The 24,784-nt window shown below is 48.8% G+C and carries 24 protein-coding genes; all 24 read left to right on the top strand.

Annotated elements, in window-relative coordinates; all coding sequences use genetic code 11:
• Positions 1-41: 41 nt before the first annotated feature.
• Entirely contained in the window at positions 42-221 is a 180-nt protein-coding gene (locus LDO05_RS18925) for a hypothetical protein (RefSeq protein WP_346657570.1), read from the top strand.
• Positions 222-235: 14 nt separating this feature from the next.
• Positions 236-1,024, top strand: a complete 789-nt coding sequence (locus LDO05_RS12025; protein WP_251375632.1) for a FliA/WhiG family RNA polymerase sigma factor — start codon at positions 236-238, stop codon at positions 1,022-1,024.
• Positions 1,025-1,060: 36 nt separating this feature from the next.
• A complete protein-coding gene (locus LDO05_RS12020) occupies positions 1,061-2,476 on the top strand; it encodes a FapA family protein (RefSeq protein WP_251375631.1) in 1,416 nt (471 codons plus the stop codon).
• 28 nt (positions 2,477-2,504) lie between these two features.
• On the top strand, positions 2,505-2,816 hold the full coding sequence (locus tag LDO05_RS12015; RefSeq protein WP_251375630.1) for a hypothetical protein: 312 nt from the start codon (positions 2,505-2,507) through the stop codon (positions 2,814-2,816).
• A 57-nt stretch (positions 2,817-2,873) separates the two neighbouring features.
• Complete coding sequence (locus tag LDO05_RS12010) at positions 2,874-3,422, top strand: DUF6115 domain-containing protein (RefSeq protein WP_251375629.1); 549 nt, start codon at positions 2,874-2,876, stop codon at positions 3,420-3,422.
• Positions 3,419-4,087, top strand: coding sequence for a peptidase (locus tag LDO05_RS12005; RefSeq protein ID WP_251375628.1), 669 nt, complete (start codon positions 3,419-3,421; stop codon positions 4,085-4,087). Before LDO05_RS12010 ends, LDO05_RS12005 begins: the two co-directional genes overlap by 4 nt.
• Positions 4,088-4,280: 193 nt before the next feature.
• On the top strand, positions 4,281-4,979 hold the full coding sequence (gene rpsB / locus LDO05_RS12000) for a 30S ribosomal protein S2 (protein WP_127199687.1): 699 nt from the start codon (positions 4,281-4,283) through the stop codon (positions 4,977-4,979).
• A gap of 124 nt (positions 4,980-5,103) precedes the next feature.
• Complete coding sequence (tsf, locus tag LDO05_RS11995) at positions 5,104-5,754, top strand: translation elongation factor Ts (protein ID WP_251375627.1); 651 nt, start codon at positions 5,104-5,106, stop codon at positions 5,752-5,754.
• Between the two features lie 165 nt (positions 5,755-5,919).
• On the top strand, positions 5,920-6,648 hold the full coding sequence (pyrH, locus tag LDO05_RS11990; protein ID WP_068619280.1) for a UMP kinase: 729 nt from the start codon (positions 5,920-5,922) through the stop codon (positions 6,646-6,648).
• The gene (gene frr / locus LDO05_RS11985; protein WP_251375626.1) at positions 6,648-7,202 is read left to right on the top strand and encodes a ribosome recycling factor; all 555 of its coding nucleotides are present in this window, start codon (positions 6,648-6,650) and stop codon (positions 7,200-7,202) included. The genes pyrH and frr overlap by 1 nt, the downstream gene beginning before the upstream one ends.
• A gap of 69 nt (positions 7,203-7,271) precedes the next feature.
• The gene (locus LDO05_RS11980) at positions 7,272-8,039 is read left to right on the top strand and encodes an undecaprenyl pyrophosphate synthase (protein ID WP_251375625.1); all 768 of its coding nucleotides are present in this window, start codon (positions 7,272-7,274) and stop codon (positions 8,037-8,039) included.
• A 21-nt stretch (positions 8,040-8,060) separates the two neighbouring features.
• Complete coding sequence (locus tag LDO05_RS11975) at positions 8,061-8,864, top strand: phosphatidate cytidylyltransferase (RefSeq protein WP_251375624.1); 804 nt, start codon at positions 8,061-8,063, stop codon at positions 8,862-8,864.
• Between the two features lie 39 nt (positions 8,865-8,903).
• Complete coding sequence (locus tag LDO05_RS11970; protein WP_251375623.1) at positions 8,904-10,043, top strand: 1-deoxy-D-xylulose-5-phosphate reductoisomerase; 1,140 nt, start codon at positions 8,904-8,906, stop codon at positions 10,041-10,043.
• Between the two features lie 45 nt (positions 10,044-10,088).
• Positions 10,089-11,360 carry an RIP metalloprotease RseP gene (gene rseP, locus LDO05_RS11965; RefSeq protein ID WP_251375622.1) on the top strand — a complete coding sequence of 424 codons (1,272 nt, stop codon included), beginning with the start codon at positions 10,089-10,091 and terminating at the stop codon, positions 11,358-11,360.
• A 44-nt stretch (positions 11,361-11,404) separates the two neighbouring features.
• Complete coding sequence (gene proS, locus LDO05_RS11960; RefSeq protein ID WP_251375621.1) at positions 11,405-12,856, top strand: proline--tRNA ligase; 1,452 nt, start codon at positions 11,405-11,407, stop codon at positions 12,854-12,856.
• A 256-nt stretch (positions 12,857-13,112) separates the two neighbouring features.
• Positions 13,113-17,429, top strand: a complete 4,317-nt coding sequence (locus tag LDO05_RS11955) for a PolC-type DNA polymerase III (RefSeq protein WP_251375620.1) — start codon at positions 13,113-13,115, stop codon at positions 17,427-17,429.
• Between the two features lie 232 nt (positions 17,430-17,661).
• On the top strand, positions 17,662-18,123 hold the full coding sequence (gene rimP, locus LDO05_RS11950) for a ribosome maturation factor RimP (RefSeq protein WP_251375619.1): 462 nt from the start codon (positions 17,662-17,664) through the stop codon (positions 18,121-18,123).
• 45 nt (positions 18,124-18,168) lie between these two features.
• Positions 18,169-19,266 carry a transcription termination factor NusA gene (gene nusA / locus LDO05_RS11945; protein WP_251375618.1) on the top strand — a complete coding sequence of 366 codons (1,098 nt, stop codon included), beginning with the start codon at positions 18,169-18,171 and terminating at the stop codon, positions 19,264-19,266.
• A gap of 21 nt (positions 19,267-19,287) precedes the next feature.
• The gene (gene rnpM / locus LDO05_RS11940) at positions 19,288-19,599 is read left to right on the top strand and encodes an RNase P modulator RnpM (RefSeq protein WP_251375617.1); all 312 of its coding nucleotides are present in this window, start codon (positions 19,288-19,290) and stop codon (positions 19,597-19,599) included.
• The gene (locus LDO05_RS11935; RefSeq protein WP_251375616.1) at positions 19,592-19,915 is read left to right on the top strand and encodes a L7Ae/L30e/S12e/Gadd45 family ribosomal protein; all 324 of its coding nucleotides are present in this window, start codon (positions 19,592-19,594) and stop codon (positions 19,913-19,915) included. Before rnpM ends, LDO05_RS11935 begins: the two co-directional genes overlap by 8 nt.
• Positions 19,908-22,502, top strand: coding sequence for a translation initiation factor IF-2 (infB, locus tag LDO05_RS11930; RefSeq protein WP_251375615.1), 2,595 nt, complete (start codon positions 19,908-19,910; stop codon positions 22,500-22,502). Before LDO05_RS11935 ends, infB begins: the two co-directional genes overlap by 8 nt.
• A 14-nt stretch (positions 22,503-22,516) precedes the next feature.
• Positions 22,517-22,867: a 30S ribosome-binding factor RbfA gene (gene rbfA, locus LDO05_RS11925; RefSeq protein ID WP_127199701.1), complete on the top strand. Its 351-nt coding sequence runs from the start codon at positions 22,517-22,519 to the stop codon at positions 22,865-22,867.
• 14 nt (positions 22,868-22,881) lie between these two features.
• Entirely contained in the window at positions 22,882-23,859 is a 978-nt protein-coding gene (locus LDO05_RS11920; protein ID WP_251375614.1) for a DHH family phosphoesterase, read from the top strand.
• Entirely contained in the window at positions 23,856-24,776 is a 921-nt protein-coding gene (gene truB / locus LDO05_RS11915; RefSeq protein ID WP_251375613.1) for a tRNA pseudouridine(55) synthase TruB, read from the top strand. The genes LDO05_RS11920 and truB overlap by 4 nt, the downstream gene beginning before the upstream one ends.
• The last annotated feature ends 8 nt before the right edge of the window (positions 24,777-24,784 follow it).

Here is a 24,784-nt window from a genome sequence, read left to right as displayed (position 1 = left end):
CCGGGATGAGAGCTTCCGCAGATGATGAGGACCTGGGAACCATGCTGGATTTGACAACGCCGGATGAGACTGAAGAATTAAATGATCTCCTGAAACAAAAACCTGATGTACCCAGCGAGCCTAGTGAATTCTCACCGCTCAATCCGCCGAAACTCGTCAAGACATCCGAGCAAGATCCTGAAGAGATGGCCAAAGCCCTTCGTCACCTGACAGAAAAATAAGGAGGGTGAGGTAATTGAATGAGCGAAAATCAATGCCTCTTAATTACGCTGACGTCTGGGAGAGATGGAAGGAACACGGCGATATCGAGGCAAAAAAGACACTGATTGAGAAGCATCTTCCGATCGTGGATTATGTGTCAGGCAGATTGGCTGTGGGCCTTCCCAAAAATGTATCTAAAGATGATTTAGCCAGCAACGGTGTAATGGGACTCATTGATGCCGTGGAGAAATTCGATTATAAACGGGGTCTGCAGTTTGAGACCTATGCGTCTTGGAGAGTCCGCGGTGCAATATTGGACGGGCTTCGTCAAGGTGACTGGGTTCCCCGCTCTGTAAGAGAGAAAGCAAAGAAGATCGAAGAAGGCTACCAGCAGTTGGAGCAGCAGTATCTTCGTACAGTATCGGATGAAGAGATGAGCAAGCATCTCGATGTTTCAGTAAAAGAATTTCAGCACATGCTTCAGGAAGTAGCAGTAATGAGCCTCTGTTCCTTGGAGGACCCGATACGGGAAGAGGATTCCGAGACAAGAATCTCTGTTCTCGTTGATGACAAAGCTAAGAATCCGGACTATAAGGTCCGCGAATTCCATTTAAAAGAATCACTGACTAAGGGAATCGAGAAATTGACTGAAAAAGAACGCACAGTCATTTCTTTACTTTATTATGAAGACTTATCACTGAGCGAAATAGCGGAGGTTATGTCTTTATCTCCTTCGCGAATCTCTCAGCTACATTCCAAAGCGATCCTAAGGCTTCGTGGCAGCTTGGATAAACAGCGGGATCTGTTAATGCAAGATGACTAGAGTATTAGACGAATTAGAGGAATGAGGGAGTTTGGGATGGCCGAGCATGTTGATTTAGATTTGAACCAGTTTTTAAGTATAGCGCTTTCAGAGGACAAGAGTTCTGCCTACCTCAAATTAATTAAAGAGGATGAAGAAGGTCTCACATGCAGCTTTGAACAGCTTCAGAGCTTCTTGGCGGCTAATGGAATCACTCACGGAATTCAGCTGGATGTCCTGCACCGCTTCCTGGCGAATCCGACCGACCCCATGTTCAGACACACCGCGATTGCTGAAGGTACAGCTCCTGTTAAAGGAGAGGACGGATTTGTCCGCTATGCGATTCCGCTTAACCAAGAGCAGCATGGGCCGAATGAGAATGAAGATGGCAGTGTGGATTACAAGGATGTAATCCGGCTGAACAATTTGCATAGAGGGCAGCTGATTGCAGAGCTTGTCCCTCCTGCACCTGGCAAGACGGGGGTGGCGGTTACGGGGGAAGAAATTCCCTTCAAACCAGGCAAAGAGGCCAGATTCAAAGTCGGTAAAAATGTTGTTCTCAATCCAGAGCAGACAGCTCTATATGCGGCCATTGACGGGTTGGTGACCAGAACCGATAAAGGGAAGATTAATGTCTTCCCTATCTATGAAGTTAATGGTGACGTGGATTACAATACAGGTAATATTAACTTTGTGGGAACCGTCATCGTCCGCGGGAATGTGCTTACGGGATTCAAGGTCACCGCTGCAGGAGATATCCGCGTAATCGGCGGTGTTGAGGGAGCGGAGCTGGAAGCCGGAGGATCAATTGAAATTACAGGCGGGATCATCGGTTATAACAAAGGACATATCAAAGCAGGCCATAACGTGAAGAGTGGATTTATCCAAGATGGCAATGTCTACGCTGGTGAAGATGTGCTGGTAACTCAGAGCATCATGCACTCGAATATCAGAGCAGGCCGGGATGTCATTTGCAGCGGCACTAAAGGTCTGATTGTTGGCGGCAATATTCAGGCCGGAGAGAAAGTGATGGCCCGTATTGTCGGTAACCCTATGTCGACGACCACAACGATTGAGGTAGGTGTCCTGCCCGAGCTGCGCAATGAGCTGGTTGAGCTGAGGAATCAGTTCAAGGAGAATTTAGCGGCCATGGACAAGACCGACAAAGCGCTCACCTTGTTAGATCAGCTGGCAGCCGCAGGGAAGCTGAATACTGAGAAGATGCAGATGAGAGCCAAGCTGGGACTTACCAGAAAACAGCATCTCAGAGAGCAGGCCGAGATTAAAGAACGAATGCTTGAAATCGAGAAATCGCTGGAGGATACCAGCAGAGCAAAGGTTCACGTACTTAAAATGATCTATGGCGGATCCAAAATTGTGATCGGTCGCTATACCAAATTCATTAAAGATCCGATATCCCGGATGACCTTCTATTATAGTGAAGGTGATATATCTATGTCCGTATACATCTAACGTATCTTTCTTTGGGATGGTGGATCTTATGGATTTCAAGTCGGTTGAATTGCAAATTGCAGTACCACGGACGAGCGAAGCGGGTCGGATGCAGCAGGATGCGATGCACAGACCTATGCATCATCAACATTCGCTAGAGAATCAGAATGTGAAGAGCAGTGAGCGGGATCGCAGTCGCAGTGCACAGGTGGATGAATCCGCTCATGCTTCTATTAGAGATGATCATCATCCGTCCCGCCAAGAAGGGAACCGCCAGCAGGGGGAAGACACGCATGATCAGGAGAAGGATCGGGCCGCAGAGCATCCTTTCAAAGGACATCATCTGGATCTTTCTTTGTAATTGAGTGTGGTGCTTGTCTTATAACTACAAACCGTAAATTGGGTGAAGAATATGCCAATGGGAAGTCCATGGTTCTATATCGTTCTACTGGGAGCAGCCATTATCGGTTATGCTCTGTTCCTTCCAACTCGCAAGCCGGTAGGGGGACAAGTATCCAGTGGAACGGCTGATGTGGAAGCTACATTAGAGCATTACATGACTGAGATTGAAAAGGAAAACACAGAAATTATTGAGCTCATGGCTGAACTCAAACAGGATACAAGCGCCAAGCAGCTTTCACTTCAGGAACAGGTAGCGGAGCTTCGTACCCGGCTGCTTGAAGTGGAGAAGCTGACATCTTTGCAAGAGATGAGAGTGGGAAGACTGGAGTCACATCCTCCTGCATCCATGGAGAACGCCAAGGGGACTGCTGCTCCACTAGTGGAAGAGCCCGCCGGGGAAGTACCAGCCGCTCCTAAGAACACGGTTCGGGACCGGTACCCTGAGCTATTTGCATTGTATGATCAGGGCAAGTCTATTGATGGCATAGCCAAGACATTGGATATGCAGCGGGGCGAAATCCAGCTGATTCTGCAGCTTGCAAGCAAGGAGGAATCGCCGGAATGAAGAACCGCACCTTTATGGTTGGCTTGGGTGTAGGACTAATACTGGGTGCTCTCTTGCTTCAAATTATGCTGATCGGTCAGGGGAACGAGTCCAGCCAGCTTTTGACCAAGCCCCAGGTCCAGCAGGCTGCAGAGCGTTTAGGGATGAAGGTCTATGATGGGAATGAGCAAGTTCTAACCGCTGAGGAGTGGGAGGCTAAAGCCAAGGAAGAGCGTCAGAAGAAAGAGAAAGATGAGGCAGAGACTAAATCTCCTGCAGAACCTGCAGCTCCTTCCTCGACCAAGACCCCGGCAGCTACCTCACCGACCAAGACTCCTGCAGCGCCTGAATCCACTTCGACACCGAAATCTCCTGCAGCACCCGGTAATACCGAGGCTGCGGGCAAGCCGGCCACGCCCAAAGTTACACCTCCGGAATCCAGCAAGGCCACCGGGCCCAAGAAGCCGGAGCAGATTCCTTTCAAGATCTCTTCGGGAGATAATCTTACTAAAGTGGCGGAAGGTCTTAAAGGCGCAGGAATTATTTCTGATAAGAGTGCTTTCATTCAGAATGCCGTTGAGAGCAAAGCGAATTACAGCCTGCAGACGGGCAATTATATTTTCAAGCCAGGCGAGAGCTTGTCCTCTATTATCTCCAAGATTACTTCGAAGCCGTCCGGGAAATAAGCTCCCTGGAACGGCTTTTTTTGATTAACGAGATTATATTGCAACGCTCCATCAATTGTGTTATATTAAATGACGGTGTTAAAACACACGCCGACTGATTTCGTTGAGGGTGCTTACCATTATGGGAGTTTCAACGAAAGATGATATCGGCGGAGGGCATCATACAAAAAAACCAATTAGGAGGTGTGTGAAGATGGGAGTTATCTCCATGAAACAACTGCTTGAGGCAGGCGTTCATTTCGGTCACCAGACACGTCGCTGGAACCCGAAAATGGATCGTTATATCTTCACTGAAAGAAACGGTATTTACATTATTGACTTGCAAAAAACAGTCAAAAAGGTAGAGGAAGCGTACAACTTTGTGAAAAGTGTGGCTGAAGAGAATGGAACAATTCTTTTCGTCGGTACTAAGAAGCAAGCTCAAGATTCTGTTAAAGAAGAAGCTGAGCGCGCTGGTCAATTCTACATTAACCAACGTTGGCTCGGGGGTACTCTGACTAACTTCCAAACGATTCAAAAACGTATCGACCGTTTGAAAACTTTGGAAAGATGGGAAGAGGACGGTACTTTCGCAGTTCTTCCTAAGAAAGAAGTTATCATTCTTCGCAAGGAGAAAGATCGTCTTGAGAAATTCCTCGGCGGTATCAAGAACATGAAGGGTCTGCCAAGCGCACTCTTTATTATTGATCCTCGCAAAGAGCGTATCGCGGTTGCTGAAGCCCGCAAGCTGGGTATCCCAATCGTAGGTATCGTTGATACGAACTGTGATCCAGACGAAATCGACTATGTTATCCCAGGTAATGATGACGCGATCCGCGCTGTTAAATTGCTGACAGGTAAGATGGCTGATGCTGTGATCGAAGCGAACCAAGGCGAACAAACTACAGCTTAATTAGCTTTGATAATGTTGAATTAAATGAAAAAGGGTGGTTGGTAGGTGCAAAAACCTCTCACTACCCTTTTTTTAAAGGATAAATTAAGCTTTACTCCCACTAAAATTGATGGAGGTTATACTCATGGCAGTAGATGCAAAAGCGGTAAAAGAACTACGCGAAAAAACAGGCGCGGGTATGCTTGATTGCAAGAAAGCTTTGGAAGAAGCAAATGGTGATTTGACAAAAGCAGCTGAGCTTCTCCGTGAGAAAGGTCTTGCAGCAGCAGCGAACAAAGCAGGCCGTATCGCAACAGAAGGTGTAGTTGAATCTTACATCCACGCTGGCGGACGTATCGGCGTACTTGTGGAAATCAACTGCGAAACAGACTTCGTAGCCAAGACAGACCAATTCAAGGACTTCGCTCGCGACATCGCTATGCAAATCGCTGCGGCAAGCCCTAAATTCGTACGTCGTGAAGAAGTGCCGGCTGAAGAGCTCGAGAAAGAGAAAGAAATTTTGAAAGCTCAAGCTTTGAACGAAGGCAAGCCAGAGAAAATCGTTGAGAAAATGGTTGAAGGGCGTATCGGTAAATACTACGAAGAATATTGCTTGCTTGAGCAAACTTTCGTGAAAGATCCGGACAAAACAATCAGCACATTGCTTAACGAAAAAATCAGCACCATCGGAGAGAACATCTCCATCCGCCGTTTTGTTCGTTACGAGCTGGGCGAAGGTCTTGAGAAGAAAGTCGACAACTTCGTAGAAGAAGTATTGTCCCAAGTTAAGAACTAATCAAGTATCCTTGCATGAGGATCTGGAATATTTGATTTTTAGATCCTCGTGTTAAGGCGTATAATATAATTAAATGGTATTTCAACATTATGGAACACGCCGTGTTCCTTCTTTTTTAACTATAAGGCCTTTAGAAATCGGTGATTTAAAGTGGAGGGTTTGCAATTGGAACAGCCTGTATTTAAACGTGTTGTCTTAAAGGTCAGCGGAGAGTCTTTAGCCGGACAGAATGGCTACGGTATAGATGCCGAAACCATTACCTCCATTGCAGAGCAGGTCAAAGAGGTCGTTGAGCTTGGTGTGGAAGTTGCTATTGTCTGCGGAGGCGGCAACATCTGGAGAGGTATTGCAGGCAGCGCCAAAGGAATTGACCGTGCAACTGCAGACTACATGGGGATGCTGGCTACTCTGATGAACTCGCTTGCCCTGCAGGACGCATTAGAACAGATTGATGTGCCAACACGGGTTCAAACGTCAATCGCAATGCAGCAGATTGCTGAACCCTATATCCGTCGGAGAGCAATCCGTCATCTTGAAAAAGGGCGTGTCGTTATCTTTGCGGCAGGGACGGGGAATCCGTTCTTCTCAACTGATACGACTGCAGCTCTTCGTGCAGCAGAAATTGAAGCCGAAGTTATTCTAATGGCTAAGAATAAGGTAGACGGTGTCTACTCTGCTGATCCATTTGTAGATCCGACTGCCGAGAAATTCGAGCAGCTGACTTATATGGAAGTACTCAGCAAGAACCTGGGTGTAATGGATTCAACCGCATCCTCGCTGTGTATGGACAACAATATTCCGCTTATCGTGTTCGCAATAACGGAGCAAGGCAACATTAAACGTGTCGTTCTTGGTGAGAGAATCGGCACAATCGTTAAAGGGAGTGTAGACTAATGCCACAATCGGTTAAGAAAAATGCCGAAGAACGCATGGATAAAGCCATTCAATCCTTGAAAAGAGATTTGCTTACTCTACGTGCCGGACGTGCTACTCCAGCTCTGCTTGATCGGGTACAGGTGGAATATTACGGCGCATCTACTCCTCTGAACCAGTTGGCTAACATCAACACACCAGATTCCCGGACACTGCTCATTCAACCTTGGGATAAATCATCCTTGGCTGATATTGAGCGTGCTATCCAAAAGTCCGATCTGGGTCTTACACCGGCTAATGACGGAGCGACCATTCGTCTATCGATCCCGCCTCTTACGGAAGAGCGCCGGATTGAGCTTGTGAAGACAACGAAGAAGTACGGTGAAGAGGCGAAGGTAGCTATCCGGAATATCCGCCGGGATGCTAATGATGATATCAAGAAGCTGGAGAAGACGGATATCTCTGAAGACGAATCCCGTCGTCATCAAGACGATATTCAGAAATCGACAGATAAATTTATCGCGGAAGTTGACAAAGTGCTCGCTGCGAAAGAAAAAGAGATTATGGAAGTTTAAGAGACGTAAGCGGCCCCTCCTTATTTGGTGGGGTTTGTCTCTTTTTCATCACCGCTTGGAGGAAAAGGAATGATTAAAGTATTTCAATCCTGGTGGAAAAAAGAACAAAAGCAGACTCTTCCGAGCTTGTCACAGGACAATGTTCCGAGCCATATCGCAATCATTATGGACGGTAACGGACGCTGGGCCAATCGTCGCGGCCTGCCACGGATTGTTGGACACCAGAACGGAATGAAAGCTGTCAAACGCGCGGCGATCGCAGCGGACGAGATTGGTGTTAAGTATTTGACCATGTATGCTTTTTCTACGGAGAATTGGAAGAGACCCAAGGACGAAGTTGATTTCCTGATGCGGCTTCCGGAGGAATTTCTGGCGATTGAGCTGGAAGAACTGATCGAGAAGAACGTTCGGATCCAGATGATGGGTCATCCCGAAGAGCTCCCACAGCATACGATCGCGGCTATGGAAGAAGCCATCAGACGAACGAAGAATAATACAGGCTTGGTACTGAACTTCGCTCTGAATTACGGCAGCCGGCGTGAAATTAGAGAAGTGTTCAAGGAGGCTGGGCAGCAAATTGCCGCGGGAACACTTTCGCCTGATGATCTAACAGAAGAGTGGATAGGGTCTCATCTTCATTCCTCAGAGCTTCCTGATCCGGATCTGCTGATTCGCACAAGCGGTGAACTTAGACTCAGTAATTTCATGCTATGGCAACTGGCTTACAGTGAATTATGGTTCACGGATGTATACTGGCCTGAGTTCACGAGAGAGCATTTAATTCAAGCGGTTGCTGAGTATCAGAGGAGAACGCGGCGGTATGGCGGATTATCTTAAGCAGGGCGGAGGTGGACATCTGTGAAGCAGCGTATCATCACAGGACTTATTGCAGGCGTGTTGTTCTTGGGGCCTTGTCTGGCCGGAGGGCTGTGGTATCATGGTTTGATTCTGTTCATGTCTATTATCGGTTATTATGAATTTGTTCGGATGACCAAGACACTGCCCTGGAGCGGCACTGCTCTAGTTGGCTTCATTGGTGTCATTGTACTCGTATTTCCGTGGAAGCTGCTGGGTAGCCCTTTCCTGCCTGAACCGCTCCAGGTAATATGGATATTAATGCTTTTATTCTTGTTTGTTACTGTATTTACGAAGAATTCCACGAATATTAATCAAGTAGCGATGCATTTCTTAGGCTCTGTCTATGTAGGTATTGGATTTTCCTATATTGCCGAGTCCCGTACAACACCGGATGGCCATGGATTGTTCTGGACCTTCCTTCTCCTGTTTTCTATTTGGGCAAGTGATGCAGGAGCCTATTTTACTGGCCGTAAGTGGGGAAAGAATAAGCTGTGGCCGGCAATCAGTCCCAACAAAACAGTGGAAGGGGCGCTGGGCGGTGTCCTTATTGCGATCGTAACAGCTTCTTTGTTCGCTATTTTCTCGAACGGACTGTTATCCATTGGACTTGCTGTCGTGATTGGCGCTTCAGCCGCGGTAGTCGGTCAGTTGGGTGATTTGGTGCAGTCTGCCTACAAGAGAGTATACGGCATAAAGGATTCAGGCACATTGCTTCCTGGGCATGGCGGGATATTGGACCGGTGTGACAGCTGGATTACGGTGTTCCCCTTTGTACATATTCTAATGCTGCTTCCCTTCCATTAAATTCGGATATCAGGCGAGATATGAGATGAGAGGTATGTTATGAAGAAACTTGCAGTAATCGGTTCAACCGGTTCTATAGGTACACAAACACTGGATGTTGTTACGGCATACCCGGATCGTTTTCAAATTGAAGGGTTGGCTGCCGGAAGTAATCTGGAGTTGTTCCTGAGCCAGGTGAAGCAGTTCAATCCGAAGAAAGCTTCTGTCGGAAGCAAAGCGCTTGCAGATGAGATTAGGCCTTACCTGCCTCAAGGCGTGCAGCTGTTCTATGGACCCGAAGGACTTGTTGAAGTCGCGGCAGGAACAGATGCGGACACGGTTGTCACTGCCGTTGTAGGCAGTGCAGGTCTTCCGGCTACACTTGCTGCTATTCAGGAGGGGAAGACGATTGGCCTTGCCAACAAGGAGACTCTTGTTACGGCAGGTCATTTGGTTACCTCGTTGGCACGAGATAAGGGAGTCTCTCTGCTTCCGATCGACAGCGAGCATTCGGCTATTTTTCAGTGTCTCAACGGGGAGAATAAGTCGGATATCGCACAAATCACCTTAACCGCTTCGGGCGGCTCATTTCGTGACATGACAAGAGAACAGCTATCTAATGTGACTGTTGAAGACGCGCTTAAGCACCCGAACTGGTCTATGGGGGCCAAGATCACTATTGATTCAGCAACCATGGTCAATAAAGGGCTCGAGGTGATTGAGGCTCATTGGTTATTTGATCTCCCATACGAGCAGATCGGCGTTTTGCTTCATCCAGAAAGCATTATTCATTCCTTTGTTGAATTTCAAGACAGCAGCATTATTGCACAGCTTGGCAATCCGGATATGCGGGTGCCTATTCAATACGCGCTTACCTATCCTGAACGATGGACTTCCAAGACTCCGCGTCTATCGCTCGCAGAGATCGGCAGCCTGAACTTTCGGGAGATGGATTTCATCCGATTCCCATGTTTAAGACTAGCCTTCGAATGTGGTAAAATAGGTGGGACGTCTACATGTGTATTTAATGCGGCAAATGAGGTTGCGGTTGCCCGCTTTTTGAACCGTGAAATTTCGTTCCTCAAGATCGAATCGGTTATAGAAGAGACCTTGTCCCGTCATAAGGTAGTGGCAAGCCCTGATCTTGAAGCGATCCACGAAGCGGATCGCTGGGCTAGGGAGACGGCCTCGAACCTGTAGCGTAATCATATACGGCGACCTGATAACAAAGGAGGATGCTCTCGATTGGAAATGCTGCAGATTATATTTCTGACGGTACTGATGTTTTTTCTCATCGTCACCGTTCATGAATGGGGACACTATTACTTTGCGAAGCGCGCCGGTATCCTGGTACGTGAATTTGCAATTGGCTTTGGTCCCAAGCTGTTCTCTTATAAGCGGGATGAGACACAATTCACACTTAGACTTCTGCCCTTTGGCGGATACGCCCGTATGGCGGGAGAGGATCCCGAACTCGTAGGTGTACAGCCGGGTCAGACAATCGCGCTTCGGCTCACGGGCAATACGGTAACCAAGATTTATCTGGACCGGCTCGATAACCGGAAGAATGTAATCCGTGGGGAAGTCCAGTCTGCAGATCTGGAAGACAAGCTTCAAGTTATTCTTGATGTGGATGGGGATAGTCAGACCTTCCCGGTTGATCCCAAGGCTGTGCTGATTGCAAAAGGCAAGGAGACTCAAGTCGCCCCGAGGGACCGGCAGTACGGCAGCAAAACCGTTGGGCAGCGTGCGCTATCCATTTTTGCTGGACCTTTAATGAATTTCATTCTAGCCTTCATATTGTTCGCTCTGCACACTCAAATGGCTGGAATTCAAATTGAGAATCCGACTTATCTCGAGATTGGCGAGGTTACAAAAGGAATGCCGGCAGATGAAGCTCACTTGCAGAAGGGCGATATCATTGACACGATCAATGGAGTTAAGGTTGGAGCAGATCGCGATAACATGATTAAGCTGATCTCGGCGTCCAAAGACAAACCAATGGACTGGACTGTAATCCGAAATGGCACACCATTGCAGGTTACTCTTACACCTAGGGAAATGGCAGGGCAACAGGGCGGAAAGGTAGGGGTGTCCCCCGTGTATCCTACACGGAGTGCGGGATTCGGAGAGACTTTTACCACAGCCGGACACGACATGGTCAATACAACCAATGCTATTTTTCTCGGCTTCAAGCAGCTGATTAACAAGTTCTCCATGGATGATCTTGGCGGACCCGTTCGTACGTTCGAGGTTACAGGTCAAATTGCCAAGCAGGGAATTGTGCAGTTAACCTATTGGGCAGCCATTCTAAGCTTATACCTGGGGATATTCAACCTTCTTCCCATTCCAGCACTTGACGGAAGCCGCCTCGTCTTCCTGGGCGTAGAGGCACTCCGGGGTAAGCCGGTCGACCCGAACAGAGAGGGCATGGTGCACTTTATCGGATTTGCGATGCTGTTCCTTCTTATGATTGCGGTAACCTATAACGATATTTTGCGATTGATTAATGGATAAATAGATGGAATTCATGGCTATTTAATGGGAGGACAACGTTTCTTATGGCACACGAAGATAAACAGTTTGTGACCGAAATTACACCCCAGCAGGAAGACTTCTCACGCTGGTATATTGATGTAATCAAGAAAGCGGATCTTATGGACTATTCACCTGTCCGTGGCTGTATCGTATTTAAGCCTGACGGTTATGAGATCTGGGAACATATCCAGCAGGAGCTGGATCGGCGGTTCAAAGAGACGGGACACCGGAATGCGTATTTTCCTTTGTTCATCCCGGAGAGTTTTTTCCAGAAAGAGAAAGAGCATGTGGAAGGATTCAATCCGGAGCTTCCTTGGGTAACTGAAGCTGCGGGTGAGAAGCTTGAAGAGCGTCTTGCCATCCGGCCGACCTCCGAGACTATGATTGGACATATGTACGAAAGATGGATTCAGTCTTATCGGGATCTCCCTGTACTGATTAATCAATGGGCGAACGTAGTCCGCTGGGAGAAACGGACACTCCCGTTCCTTCGCACAAGTGAATTCTTGTGGCAGGAAGGACACACGGCCCATGAGAATGAAGAGGAAGCACGGGAAGAGACGATGAAGATCCTGGAGATCTATCGCGACTTCGTGGAGAACTACCTTGCGATTCCGGTAATTGTGGGTCAGAAGACTCCGTCGGAGAAGTTCGCGGGTGCTGTGGATACCTTCTCTATTGAGGCTATGATGAAGGATGGCCGCGCCGTTCAGGCGGGAACCTCTCATTATCTCGGGACCAACTTTGCCAAGGCATTTGAAATTAAATATCTGAACCGCGAAAATGTGCAGGAGTACGTACACACCACATCCTGGGGTGTCAGCACTCGTCTGATAGGATCGCTTATTATGGTTCACGGGGATGACAGAGGGCTGGCTCTTCCGCCTAAAGTGGCACCGAAGCAGGTCATGATCATTCCAATCGGCCCGCCTAAGACCCGGGATCTGGTTGTGGGCAGAGCGGATGAGTTGTTCAGCGAGCTTAAGAAGGCCGGTGTTCGTGTAGGGATTGACGACCGTGCTGATGTACGTCCCGGCTGGAAATTCAACGAATACGAAATGCGCGGAGTACCGATTCGGCTTGAGATTGGACCACGGGATATGGAGAACGGAGTATGTGTCCTAGTATCCAGAATCAGCGGCGAGAAAAAGGTCATTGAGCAGGCTAATCTAGTTCAAGAAGTTCAAGCTATGCTTGAGCAGGTTCATCAAGAGATGTATGACCGCGCCAGATCCTTCCGTGAGGAGAATTTCTATTCCGTAGATACCTTGGATGAGATGAAAGCGAAAGTGGAAGAGCAACGCGGCTTCACTCTAGCTGGCTGGTGCGGCTCAGAAGCTTGTGAGGATACCGTGAAGAGTGAGACCGGTGCTACAAGCCGGAACATTCCATTCGAGACAGAGGTGCAGAAGCATACTTGTCTCGTGTGTGGTGAACAGGCCAAGCACACCGTTATATTTGCCAGAGCCTACTAAGATAGTGCTCCAGACAGGAGCGGCTTGCAAAGTTGGCAGGTAATCTGCATTACACATATTACAGAGGGGGCTTCCGGCAGTATGTTGATTGGGCAAGAAATGCCCGCAACTCTCGGTCTGGAAGCCTTTTTTATTTCAAAGTGAATTAGACTGCTGTCAACTGAACTGATGGAGATCGTATGCATCTGAGCTTATATCAGTCAAGCGTTAGTATATATCAGAGTTAATGTATTAGTAGCAAGAAGGGGAGGGGAACATGAGCCAAGCGGGGGACAAGAGAACACGGTTTGAGCTCTTGATGAAGCAGACGGAAATTCCGGGCGCTTTAATTGATGCCCATTTCCTGGATGGATGGATTGAGAAGGTCGAAGTAAGCCGGAGTAACAAGGAATGGAAGATTGTAATTCACAAAGAAACGCTGGTACCTGGTCAGGTCTATCGGACATTTTGTCTGCAGGTACAGGAGAGAATGCAGCATATCTCAAAAATAAGCTTTGAATTCAAATATGCCAGTGTGATCACGAGTACACAGATCGTATCGGAATACTGGAAGCTATTCCTGGAATGGGTTCAGCGGGAGGTTCCATCCGTTAACGGATGGATGACAAGGGCGACATTTGAAGTCGAACAGGACCTGGTCGTGATCTCTATGAGTGATGCAACTTCACTTGAGCTGGCCAAGAAGAAAGGCATAGACCGGGCGGTAGTTGCCTTTTATGAGACATATTTTGCCCTTCCTCTCAGGGTCAAGCTCCAGACAGGTGAAGGCCGCAATGAGGCGTTCGAGGAATTCCAGCAGCGGATTGTTGAGGAAGAGCGTGAAGTGATTCAGCAGATGATGACCAGCATGGAGCCTGATCCAGAGCCTGATGAGGACACCGGGGAGGTAGTTAAGCTTCAGGTAGGCTATGAAATCAAGGAACAGCCGACACCGCTTAAGGATATCCAGGATGAAGAGAAGAAGATCACGATTCAGGGAACGATATTTGGCTTGGAGAGCAAAGAGCTTCGCAACGGCAGCACGCTCTTCACTTATTATCTGACTGACTTCAGTGACTCCCTGCAGATGAAGATGTTCGCCAAGAACAAGGAAGATCTCAAGATTATGAGTCAGCTGGCGAATGGGAAATGGGTGAAGGCTCGCGGCCGGATCGAATATGACCGGTTCATGCAGATTCCTGAGCTTGTTATGATTCCTTCGGATTTGACGGAAGTAGGAGCGCCTGCCGGACGCAAGGATAATGCTGCCGAGAAGCGGGTTGAATTCCATCTGCACACAACGATGAGTACTATGGATGCGGTCACTCCGATTGATCAATATGTCAAATTGGCTGCCAAATGGGGCCACAAAGCAATTGCCGTGACTGATCATGGCGGAGTTCAGTGTTATCCTGACGCCGCGAAGGCGGCGAAGAAGAATGGTATCAAAATGATCTATGGTGTAGAAGCCAACGTAGTTAACGATAATGTGGCGGTTGTGCTTGAACCCAGACCGCTGGAGCTGAAGACAGCGACATATATCGTCTTTGACATCGAGACTACGGGGCTGTCGGTTACTCAGAACAACATCATTGAGATCGCAGCGATCAAGATGGTGGAAGGCAAGGAGATTGACCGCTATGCGACGTTCGTTAATCCTCATGAACGTATTCCGTATAACATCCAGCAGTTGACGAACATCAACGACGAGATGGTTAAAGACGCGCCGGATGTTGAGCCTGTGCTGAAGGAATTTATCGAATTTGCCGGAGACGGCGTGCTAGTAGCTCATAATGCCAGGTTCGATGTCGGGTTCGTCAATGCCAAGCTCAAAGAGCTGAAAATGGAGCCCCTGAGCAACTCTGTGCTGGATACACTTGAGCTTGCAAGATTGCTGCATCCAACCTTGAAAAATCACCGCTTGAATACGCTGGCGGCCAAATATAAAGTCTCTCTGGAGAATCACCACCGGGCTATTGATGATACGGTTGCCCTGGGTGAGATCTTGATCGGCCTGCTTGAGGATGCCGCCAAGATTAAGGGCATTACCATGCTCGATCGTCTGAATGACCATGTCGGTAAAGATCTGTCCAATGTCCGCCCGTTCCATTGCAGTATCTATGCGCTTAATCCTGTGGGCAAGAAGAATCTGTTCAAGCTGATCTCCATGTCACACACCCAATATTTCAAGCGGGTGCCCTGCATACCGAAGTCCAAGCTGGTGGAAATGCGTGAGGGTCTTCTCATTATCTCGGGATGTGAGAAGGGGGAGTTCTTCGAAGCCGTGCTTAACAAGTCGGTGGAGGAGGCCGAGGAAGTGGCCCAGTTCTATGATGTGCTGGAGATTCAGCCCCTTACGATGTATATGCATCTCGTAGACAAAGGGCTTGTCGGCAGCCCAACGGAGCTTGAGACCGCTGTTCGCAAAGTATGCGAGATCGGGATGAAGCTCAGCAAACCGGTTATTGCTACAGGTAATGTGCACTATCTGGAACCTCGTGACAAGCTGTACAGGGATATTGCGATTCATGGAATTACCGGGTTCAGCCCGCTTAAGGATATCCGCAAGCCGGATGCCCATTTCCGTACAACGGAAGAAATGCTGAAGGAATTTGAGTTCCTCGGAACAGAGAAGGCACACGAGGTTGTGGTGAAGAATACTTCGGAGCTGGCCGATTCCTTCGAGGAATTGGAGCTCTTCCCGGACAAGCTGTTCACACCTATTATTGACGGGGCTGACGAAGAGATTCGGCAGACCTGTTATGATACAGCCAAGTCACTGTATGGGGAGGAGCTGCCTGAAGTGGTGGTCGCAAGGCTGGAGAAAGAGCTTGAGCCTATCATCAAATACGGTTTCTCTGCCAACTATCTGATCTCCGAGCGTCTTGTGAAGAAGTCCAATCAGGATGGCTACCTGGTTGGCTCCCGGGGATCGGTCGGCTCGTCGGTGGTAGCGACGTTCCTGGGAATCTCAGAGGTTAACCCGCTGCCGGCCCACTACCTGTGCCTGAACAAGGAATGCAAATACAGTGAATGGTTCCTGGATGGAAGCATTCCGAGCGGTTTTGACCTCCCGGACAAGCCCTGCCCTAACTGCGGCGGGAAGCTGAAGGGGGAAGGGCAGGATATCCCGTTCGAGACGTTCCTTGGTTTTAAAGGAGACAAGGTTCCCGATATCGATCTTAACTTCTCGGGGGAATATCAGCCTCACGCTCACAACTATACCAAAGAGTTGTTTGGAGAGAAGAGTGTATTCCGTGCCGGTACCATTGGTACGGTTGCCGAGAAGACAGCCTTTGGATTTGCGAAGAAATACGAAGAGGACCATGGCAAAAAGTGGCGCGCAGCCGAGCTGAGCCGTCTGGCTTCGGGGTGTACAGGCGTTAAGCGCAGCACCGGTCAGCACCCGGGTGGTATTGTGGTTGTTCCCGATTACATGGAAGTGGATGACATTACCCCGGTTCAGTATCCGGCAGATGACACGTCCTCGGAATGGAAGACCACTCACTTCGATTATCACGCCTTTGACGCGAACCTGCTCAAGCTTGATATTCTGGGTCACGATGATCCGACCATGATGAGAATGCTTCAGGATCTGACCGGGGTCGATCCAACGACCATTCCCATGAACGATCCGAAAGTCATGAGCATGTTCAATTCAACCGAGGCGCTTGGCGTATCGCCGCAGCAGATTCGAACTCCGGTAGCCACCTATGGTGTGCCGGAGATGGGTACGAAATTTGTGCGCCAGATGCTTGTGGAATCACAGCCGTCCTCTTTTGCCGACTTATTACAGATCTCGGGACTGTCTCACGGAACCGGCGTGTGGCTTGGTAATGCGCAGGAGCTTATCAAGAACAACACATGCAACATCAAGACCGTAATCGGGTGCCGTGATGACATTATGCTATTCCTTATCTATAAAGCCGGCATGGATGCTGGTCTAGCCTTCAAAATTACGGAAAGTGTTCGTAAAGGCAAGGGACTGCCGCCCGAGTGGATCGAAGAGATGAAGAAATGCAAAGTGCCCCAGTGGTATATTGACTCCTGTCTCAAGATCCAGTACATGTTCCCGAAAGCCCACGCGGCGGCCTACGTTATCTCGGCTGTGCGAACGGCTTACTTCAAGCTGTACCATCCGATTGAATTCTATGCGACTTACTTCACTGTCCGCGTAGAAGATTTCGATATTGAGCTATGCTGCCAAGGGTATGAAGCAATCTACCGGAGGATTGAAGAGATTGAGCAGAAGGGATTCCAGGCGCTGCCTAAGGAGAAGAATATGCTTCCGATGCTGGAGATGGCGCTTGAGATGACCGCCCGGGGACTCCGGTTCCAGAATATCGACTTGTATCGTTCGGATGCGCTCAAATTCACCGTAGATGGGGATTCGCTGATTCCGCCATTCTCCGCCCTTGCAGGGATTGGGGATAATGCTGCCCGTAATATTGCAGCAGCGAAGGACCAAGGTGAATTCCTCTCGGTTGAGGACTTCCAGCAGAAGTCCAAAGCAAGTAAGACCGTTATTGAGCTGTTAGGCCAGATGGGGGTATTCAGGGGATTGCCGGAGAGCAACCAGCTTTCTTTATTCTAGGTAAAAACACCCTCGGTATGCAGTCTCGTATACAGGCCCTCTGCTGCCCAAGCCCTCATGGGATAAGGCCTCAGCAGGGGTGCGGTCAAGGTCTCTTACTTGTCAGTGTTACCGGACTATGTTATAATTTTTTTGGTAATCATGGAGATAGAACCGTTGTTTAAAGAGTGGGGAAACCCACTCTTTACTCTTTGGTATATAGGAATGAAGTTTCTTTTGGAGGTATGAACGCTTGAGCACACCCAAAATCAAAGCACATGTTGAACAATTGGCCCAGCCTTTTTTAGCGGATAACGGCTTTGAATTAGTAGACATTGAGTATGTGAAAGAAGGCAATAACTGGTTCCTGCGCGTATTCGTTGATAAGGATGGCGGCATTGATATCGATGACTGCGGACGGATCAGTGAGTACTTAAGTGAACAGCTTGATGCCAATGACCCGATTTCGACTGCATATTTCCTTGAGGTGTCATCGCCTGGAGCCGAACGGCCGCTGAAGAAGCCGGAAGATGTAATCAAGGCTGTTGGCAAGGACGTGTTTGTGACTACATACGAGCAGATTGATGGTCTTAAGGAATTTGAAGGCCGGCTGCTTTCATTTGAGAACGACGAACTGCTCGTGGTTTCGGGAAAGAAGCAGCATACTATCCCGTATTCGAAAGTTGCCAGTGCCAGACTGGCTATTATTTTCTAACTAAAGACAAGAACGGTGAATTATGAAAGGGGGAGCTTGAAGCAAATGAGTATGGATTTTATTGAAGCTATGAATGAATTGGAAAGAGAAAAAGGAATCAGCAAAGATATTTTGTTTGAAGCGATTGAAGCTGCTTTAATCTCCAGTTATAAACGCAACTTCAATACTGCGCAGAATGTGCGTGTTGATATGAACCGTCATACTGGAGCAATCAAAGTGTTCGCTCGCAAGCTGATTGTAGAGGAAGTGCTTGATCTCCGCACCGAGATTTCGCTGCCAGCAGCGCGGGAGATTAACCCGCATTTCCAATTGGATGATATTGCCGAGATTGAGGTTACACCGCGTGACTTCGGACGTATCGCAGCCCAGACGGCCAAGCAGGTAGTTACCCAGCGGATCCGCGAGGCGGAGCGGGGCTTGATTTACAATGCTTTTGTGGACAAAGAGGAAGATATCGTGACCGGGATTGTACAGCGTCAGGATGCCCGTAATATTTACGTGGACCTTGGCAAAGTAGAAGCCCATCTTCCGCTTAATGAGCTTATGCCGAACGAGAAGTTCAAGCACGGGGACCGGATCAAAGCTTTTATTACCAAAGTCGAGAACACGACCAAAGGGCCGCAGATTCTTCTCTCCCGTACGCATCCGGGGCTGTTGAAGCGGTTGTTTGAGCTCGAGGTTCCTGAGATTTTTGACGGTGTAGTAGAAATTCGTTCTGTCGCTCGTGAGGCCGGCTTCCGTTCCAAGATCGCGGTCTATTCCCGTAACCCGGAAGTGGATCCGGTTGGATCCTGTGTCGGTCCCAAAGGGCTCCGTGTACAGACGATTGTGAATGAGCTTCGCGGTGAGAAGATTGATATTGTCCGCTATTCGGATGAGGTACAGGAGTACGTCGCTAATGCGCTTAGTCCTTCTAAAGTGCTTGAGGTTGAAGTGTTCGAAAGCGAGAAGATGGCACGCGTGATTGTTCCGGATTACCAGCTCTCACTGGCTATCGGGATCAAGGGTCAGAATGCCCGTCTTGCCGCGAAGCTTACCGGCTGGAAGATTGATATCAAGAGCGAGAGCCAGGCGGAACAGGAATACGGAAGACCAAAATCAGCGACTGAAGAGCTTCCACAAGATTCAATTTCTATAGATTAATGCAAAGGCGGGGGCATACAGATGAAGCCAAGAAAAATACCGCTTCGTAAATGCGTCGCCTGCCAGCAGATGATGCCTAAGAAGCAGTTGATCCGTGTAGTAAGAACACCTGAAGACGAAGTCATGATTGATTTATCCGGGAAAAAATCCGGACGGGGCGCTTACCTGTGCGGGCAGGTCTCCTGCTTCAAGCTGGCACATAAGAACCGGGCGCTTGACCGGGCGCTAAAGTCGGCAGTGAAGCCTGAAATTTATGAACAGCTCGCCCGTGACTTCATTGCAGTTGAAGATGAGTTCTCTGCAATGGCTAAGGGAAGTGATGATAATGAATAAGGCTTATTCCCAGCTCGGATTGGCCATGCGGGCCGGGAAAATTGTCACCGGAGACGAGATTGTACTTAAGGCTATTCGTTCTTCCGAAGCTAAACTAGTCATTCTTGCGGGGGATGCATCCCCTAACACACAGAAGAAATTCCGCGACAAATGCGGGACGTATAATGTCCCTTTGATAATCGGATTTAAACGGGAGCAGCTGGGTACAAGCATAGGCAAACCGGAGAGGATTGTGCTGGCTTTGACGGATCAGGGTTTCGCAGCGATGATTCGAAAAACAGTGAGTAATTTGTCGGAGGTGGAGTATATTGAGTAAACAAGATAACAAGGATAAGCTCAGAGTATACGAATATGCAAAGTCACTTAATATGAGCAGCAAAGAAATCATTACCATTCTTAAACGATTAGATATCCCTGTTAACAATCACATGAGTGTGATGGAGAATGATGCGGTATCCCGTGTGGAGAATTTCTTCAAAAATATCAAAAGCAATGCGGCAGCCAAAAGAGACGGTTCAGAGTCCAAGGATGCCCATGCTAAATCGCCGGCTCCGGTCTCCGCAGGAGGAGACCACAAACCGAAGGCCCAAGTTCAAAGCAATGGTGGACAGCGTACGGATCAGGCAAGATCTGAACAAGCTGCTCCACTTAATAATCAGGATTCAAACAAAAATCAACAGGAAAAGCAGGTACGCATGAATAATAATAAACCCCAAAATCAATCGAATAGCAGCCAGGCACCACAGGCTCGCAGTAACCAGTCCACTGGCAGTAGCCAGCAAAGTCAAGGCCGTTCCGGTCAAAATAATGCAAGCCGCAGTAATACATCTACCGGCAGTAATGGACGTCCACAAGGTGGAGGGCAGCATGCATCCAGCACACCTCGTCCACAGAATCAACAGAACCGCAGTTCTCAGCCGCAGGCTAGAACCGCATCCACAGGCAGTGATAATTACTCTTCGAACCGTGGCGGTCAAGGTACAGGTCAAGGTCAAGGTCAGAGAAGAAACAGCAATAACAACAACGGCAGACCGGGACAAAAACGGTTTGATGATAACAAGCCAGGCGGTTATAAGAATAACCGTGGCGGGAAGAATAACCGGGGCAGAAGTGCTCAGCCGCAGGAACGCCGTGAGAAAATTGACAATACACCTAAGAAAATCATCGTTCGCGGTGAGATGACTGTAGGTGAGACAGCAAAGCTGCTTCATAAGGATGCTTCGGAAGTTATTAAGAAGCTGATCTCCCTGGGTGTTATGGCAACGATTAACCAAGAGCTTGATCTGGATACCATCCAGCTCCTGGCAGGAGACTATGGCGTTGAAGTGGAGATTAAGATCCATGTTGAGGATGACCGCTTCGAAACCCTTGAAGAAACTGATGAAGAATCAGATCTGAGAGAGCGTCCTCCGGTTGTTACAATCATGGGTCACGTTGACCACGGTAAAACTACGCTGCTAGATGCCATCCGTTCGACGAACGTAACAGGCGGCGAAGCAGGCGGTATTACCCAGCATATCGGTGCATATCAGGTTGAGATCAACCATAAGAAGATCACGTTCCTTGATACACCGGGGCACGAAGCGTTCACAACCATGCGTGCCCGCGGCGCCCAGGTGACGGACATTACGATCATCGTGGTAGCCGCAGATGATGGCGTTATGCCACAGACAGTAGAGGCGATCAGCCATGCCAAAGCAGCAGGGGTTCCAATCATTGTTGCGGTGAACAAGATTGATAAGCCAGACGCGGATGCGGACAAAGTAAAACAGGAATTAACAAATTATGAATTGGTCCCTGAAGAGTGGGGCGGAGATACTATCTTCGTAAATGTATCCGCCAAGCAGAGAATCGGCCTGGAAGGATTGCTCGAGATGATTCTTCTGGTTGCCGAAGTTAACGAATATAAAGCTAATCCGGATAAACGTGCCCGCGGAACTGTCATCGAGGCTGAGCTTGACAAAGGACGCGGACCAGTAGCACGCGTGCTTGTTCAGCATGGTACGCTCAAAGTCGGTGATGCTTTTGTTGCTGGTAACTGTTTCGGACGTGTACGTGCCATGGTTAATGATAAAGGACGCCGCTTAAAAGAAGCCGGTCCATCAACCCCGGTTGAAATTACAGGTCTGACTGAAGTGCCTCAAGCCGGTGATCCGCTTATGGTCTTTGAAGATGAGCGTAAAGCTCGTTCCATTGCTGACAAACGTTCGATTACCCAGCGTCAGTCCGAGATGGGCTCCAATACCCGGGTTACCCTGGATGACTTGTTCAAGCACATCAAAGACGGAGAAATCAAAGACCTTAATGTCATCATCAAAGGGGACGTTCAAGGCTCCGTTGAAGCACTTAAAGGTTCCCTTCAGAAGATTGAAGTGGAAGGCGTTCGTGTTAAGATCCTGCACAGCAGTGCTGGTGCTATTACAGAATCGGATATTATTCTTGCAGCGGCATCGAATGCCATCGTGATTGGCTTTAACGTTCGTCCGGAACCACGCGCCAAAGCGGTAGCCGACGAAGAGAAAGTGGATATTCGTCTGCACCGGATTATCTACAATGCCATTGAAGAGATTGAACAGGCGATGAAAGGGATGCTTGATCCGATCTACAAAGAAAATGTTATCGGTCATGCTGAAGTTCGTAACACGTTCAAGATCAGCAAAGTCGGAACCATTGCCGGATGTATGGTTACGGACGGCAAGATTACCCGTTCGGCTGAGATCCGCCTGATCCGCGAAGGCATTGTCGTATTTGAAGGTAAGATTGATTCCTTGAAACGCTTCAAGGATGACGCCAAAGAAGTAGCACAAGGTTACGAGTGCGGGATTACCGTTGAAGGTTACAATGATCTTAAGGAAGGCGACGTAATCGAAGCCTTTGTTATGGAGACTGTAGAACGCAAGTAATGTGAGGTGTAGGCATGGCTAAGAACCGTACAGGTCGCGTAGGCGAACAGATAAAAAAAGAACTCAGTGTTCTGATTCAGACGGAGATGAAGGATCCGCGTATCGGATTCATCACCGTAACCGGCGTTGAAGTGACAAGTGATTTGTCCCAGGCCAAAGTATACCTCAGCGTATTTGGGGATGCCGAGCAGAAGGAGACTTCACTGAAAGGCCTGGAGAAAGCCAAAGGCTTTCTTCGCTCAGAGTTAGGCAAACGGGTCATGCTTCGGCATACCCCGGAGCTTATCTTCAAAATTGATGAATCGATTGCTTATGGCAGCCATATTGAGAAGCTGCTTGGAGAGATTTCTCACGAAGACAAATAAGAAGGTGACCGGCAATGCAGACCAATGAACAGGAGCTCCGGAATGCGCAAGCATTTCTTATGGAGCATGATGACTTCTTGGTAGTATCGCATGTACAGCCGGACGGAGACGCAGTCAGTTCCACCCTAGCGGTGGGCTGGCTTCTCTCATGTCTGGGTAAAAATTTTACTATGGTTAATGAAGGTCCTATTCCGCGCAGAATGTCTTATTTGTGGCATGCAGATCAGATTATCGATTTGTCGGAGAATCCCCTTGAGACTACATACAAGCACGTCATTTGTGTAGATTGTGCTGATTTTCAGCGGGTTGGACAGACACAGAAGTATTTTGCGGAGAAGGCTCACATCTTGAATATTGACCACCATCCTACGAATGATGGTTACGGAACCGTCAATCTTATCCATGCGAAGGCTGCTGCGACAGCTGAAATCCTGTTTGATTTGATTGAGTTCATGGGTACCCCACTGACCGAAGATGTTGCAACGGCACTGTATACAGGACTGCTGACAGATACGGGAGGCTTTCGCTACTCCAATACGACCCCTAAAGTGATGGCAGCAGCTTCGAAGCTGCTGCAGTACGGAGTAGACGGTCCGGGCTTGTCCGAGCTGCTGCTTGAACAGCTGACCTACCCGCAGCTTCGTGTCCTGACCAAAGCGCTGAATAAGCTTCAGCTTAGTGAGGACGGTACAATTGGCTGGGTTAGTATTACGCCGGAGGATATGATCGAGACTGGAGCGGCTAACGAGGATTTGGAGGGCATTGTCAACTACCCGCGTAATATTCAGGGTGTTGAGGTTGGCATGCTGTTTAAAGTCATCAATGATAATGCAGTGAAAGTCAGCTTGCGTTCTGCTGGAAAAGTTGACGTTGCCGCAGTTGCCCAAAGCTTTGGGGGAGGCGGGCACGTTAGAGCTGCCGGCGCACGAATCGAAGGGAATCTGGAGCAGATTATCAAGCAGGTCGTAGAACGGGTGAAAGAGCAGCTATGAGTGGTTATGAAGGTATTCTCCCCATCCACAAACCTGCGGGGTTTACATCCCATGATGTGGTAGCTAAAGCCCGGGGGATGCTCCGAATGAAACGCATTGGACACACAGGCACACTTGATCCTCAAGTTACAGGTGTGCTTCCACTGTGTCTGGGACGGGCCACACGGGTTGTGGAATACATGCAGGAAATGCCCAAGGAATACGAGGCTACCCTGGTTCTAGGTATCGCTACAGATACAGAGGATATGACCGGTTCTGTTACAGAACGTGCTGATCATGTTGAAGTGAGCAGGGAGCAGGTGCTCGAAGTGCTTCAGCAGTTCGTCGGAGCGATCTCCCAGATTCCGCCGATGTACTCAGCGCTTAAGCAGGATGGCAAGCGCCTTTATGAACTCGCCCGTGAGGGGAAGACCGTAGAGCGCAAAGCCCGTGAAGTCATCATCCACCAGCTGGAATTAACATCCTTCGATCCGAAAGGACCCCATCCAACGATTTCATTCCGGGCTCTTTGCTCCAAAGGGACTTATATTCGCACTCTTTGTGTGGATATTGGCCGGGCGCTGGGAGTTCCCGCGTGTATGTCGGAGCTTAAGCGGACGATGTCCGCAGGAATTCCTCTGGCTCGCTGCCTGACATTTGAAGAGGTTGAAGCCTGTGTCCAGAATGGGACCTTGAACCAATATTTGATCCCTGTTGACCAGGCGATCTCACACCTCGCTTCACATCAGGTTATGCCTGAGAAGGTGAAGGCTGCTCTTCAAGGACAGAGGCTTTCAGGCTCGGCGGTACAGCCAGAGGTCAAGAGTGAGGAGCCCATACGATTATATGGCCCGGATGAGAAGTTTCTTGGGATCTTTCACCGGGAAAGGGAGACAGGTGCGATCGCAGCAATCAAGGTGTTTTTACCTGAGGACTAAGGTAGGAG

It is taken from the genome of Paenibacillus sp. YPG26, assembly GCF_023704175.1.
In the GTDB taxonomy this organism is placed as follows: Bacteria; Bacillota; Bacilli; order Paenibacillales; family Paenibacillaceae; genus Fontibacillus.
Note: the sequence above shows the minus strand (reverse complement) of the source record. Positions and strands in the feature narration are given on the sequence as shown.

Coding starts and splice junctions, on each gene's coding strand:
- LDO05_RS18925 (WP_346657570.1), top strand. CDS start 42: ATGCTGGATTTGACAACGCCGGATGAGACTGAAGAATTAAATGATCTC.
- LDO05_RS12020 (WP_251375631.1), top strand. CDS start 1,061: ATGGCCGAGCATGTTGATTTAGATTTGAACCAGTTTTTAAGTATAGCG.
- LDO05_RS12015 (WP_251375630.1), top strand. CDS start 2,505: ATGGATTTCAAGTCGGTTGAATTGCAAATTGCAGTACCACGGACGAGC.
- LDO05_RS12010 (WP_251375629.1), top strand. CDS start 2,874: ATGGGAAGTCCATGGTTCTATATCGTTCTACTGGGAGCAGCCATTATC.
- LDO05_RS12005 (WP_251375628.1), top strand. CDS start 3,419: ATGAAGAACCGCACCTTTATGGTTGGCTTGGGTGTAGGACTAATACTG.
- rpsB (WP_127199687.1), top strand. CDS start 4,281: ATGGGAGTTATCTCCATGAAACAACTGCTTGAGGCAGGCGTTCATTTC.
- tsf (WP_251375627.1), top strand. CDS start 5,104: ATGGCAGTAGATGCAAAAGCGGTAAAAGAACTACGCGAAAAAACAGGC.
- frr (WP_251375626.1), top strand. CDS start 6,648: ATGCCACAATCGGTTAAGAAAAATGCCGAAGAACGCATGGATAAAGCC.
- LDO05_RS11980 (WP_251375625.1), top strand. CDS start 7,272: ATGATTAAAGTATTTCAATCCTGGTGGAAAAAAGAACAAAAGCAGACT.
- LDO05_RS11970 (WP_251375623.1), top strand. CDS start 8,904: ATGAAGAAACTTGCAGTAATCGGTTCAACCGGTTCTATAGGTACACAA.
- proS (WP_251375621.1), top strand. CDS start 11,405: ATGGCACACGAAGATAAACAGTTTGTGACCGAAATTACACCCCAGCAG.
- LDO05_RS11955 (WP_251375620.1), top strand. CDS start 13,113: ATGAGCCAAGCGGGGGACAAGAGAACACGGTTTGAGCTCTTGATGAAG.
- nusA (WP_251375618.1), top strand. CDS start 18,169: ATGAGTATGGATTTTATTGAAGCTATGAATGAATTGGAAAGAGAAAAA.
- rnpM (WP_251375617.1), top strand. CDS start 19,288: ATGAAGCCAAGAAAAATACCGCTTCGTAAATGCGTCGCCTGCCAGCAG.
- LDO05_RS11935 (WP_251375616.1), top strand. CDS start 19,592: ATGAATAAGGCTTATTCCCAGCTCGGATTGGCCATGCGGGCCGGGAAA.
- rbfA (WP_127199701.1), top strand. CDS start 22,517: ATGGCTAAGAACCGTACAGGTCGCGTAGGCGAACAGATAAAAAAAGAA.
- LDO05_RS11920 (WP_251375614.1), top strand. CDS start 22,882: ATGCAGACCAATGAACAGGAGCTCCGGAATGCGCAAGCATTTCTTATG.
- truB (WP_251375613.1), top strand. CDS start 23,856: ATGAGTGGTTATGAAGGTATTCTCCCCATCCACAAACCTGCGGGGTTT.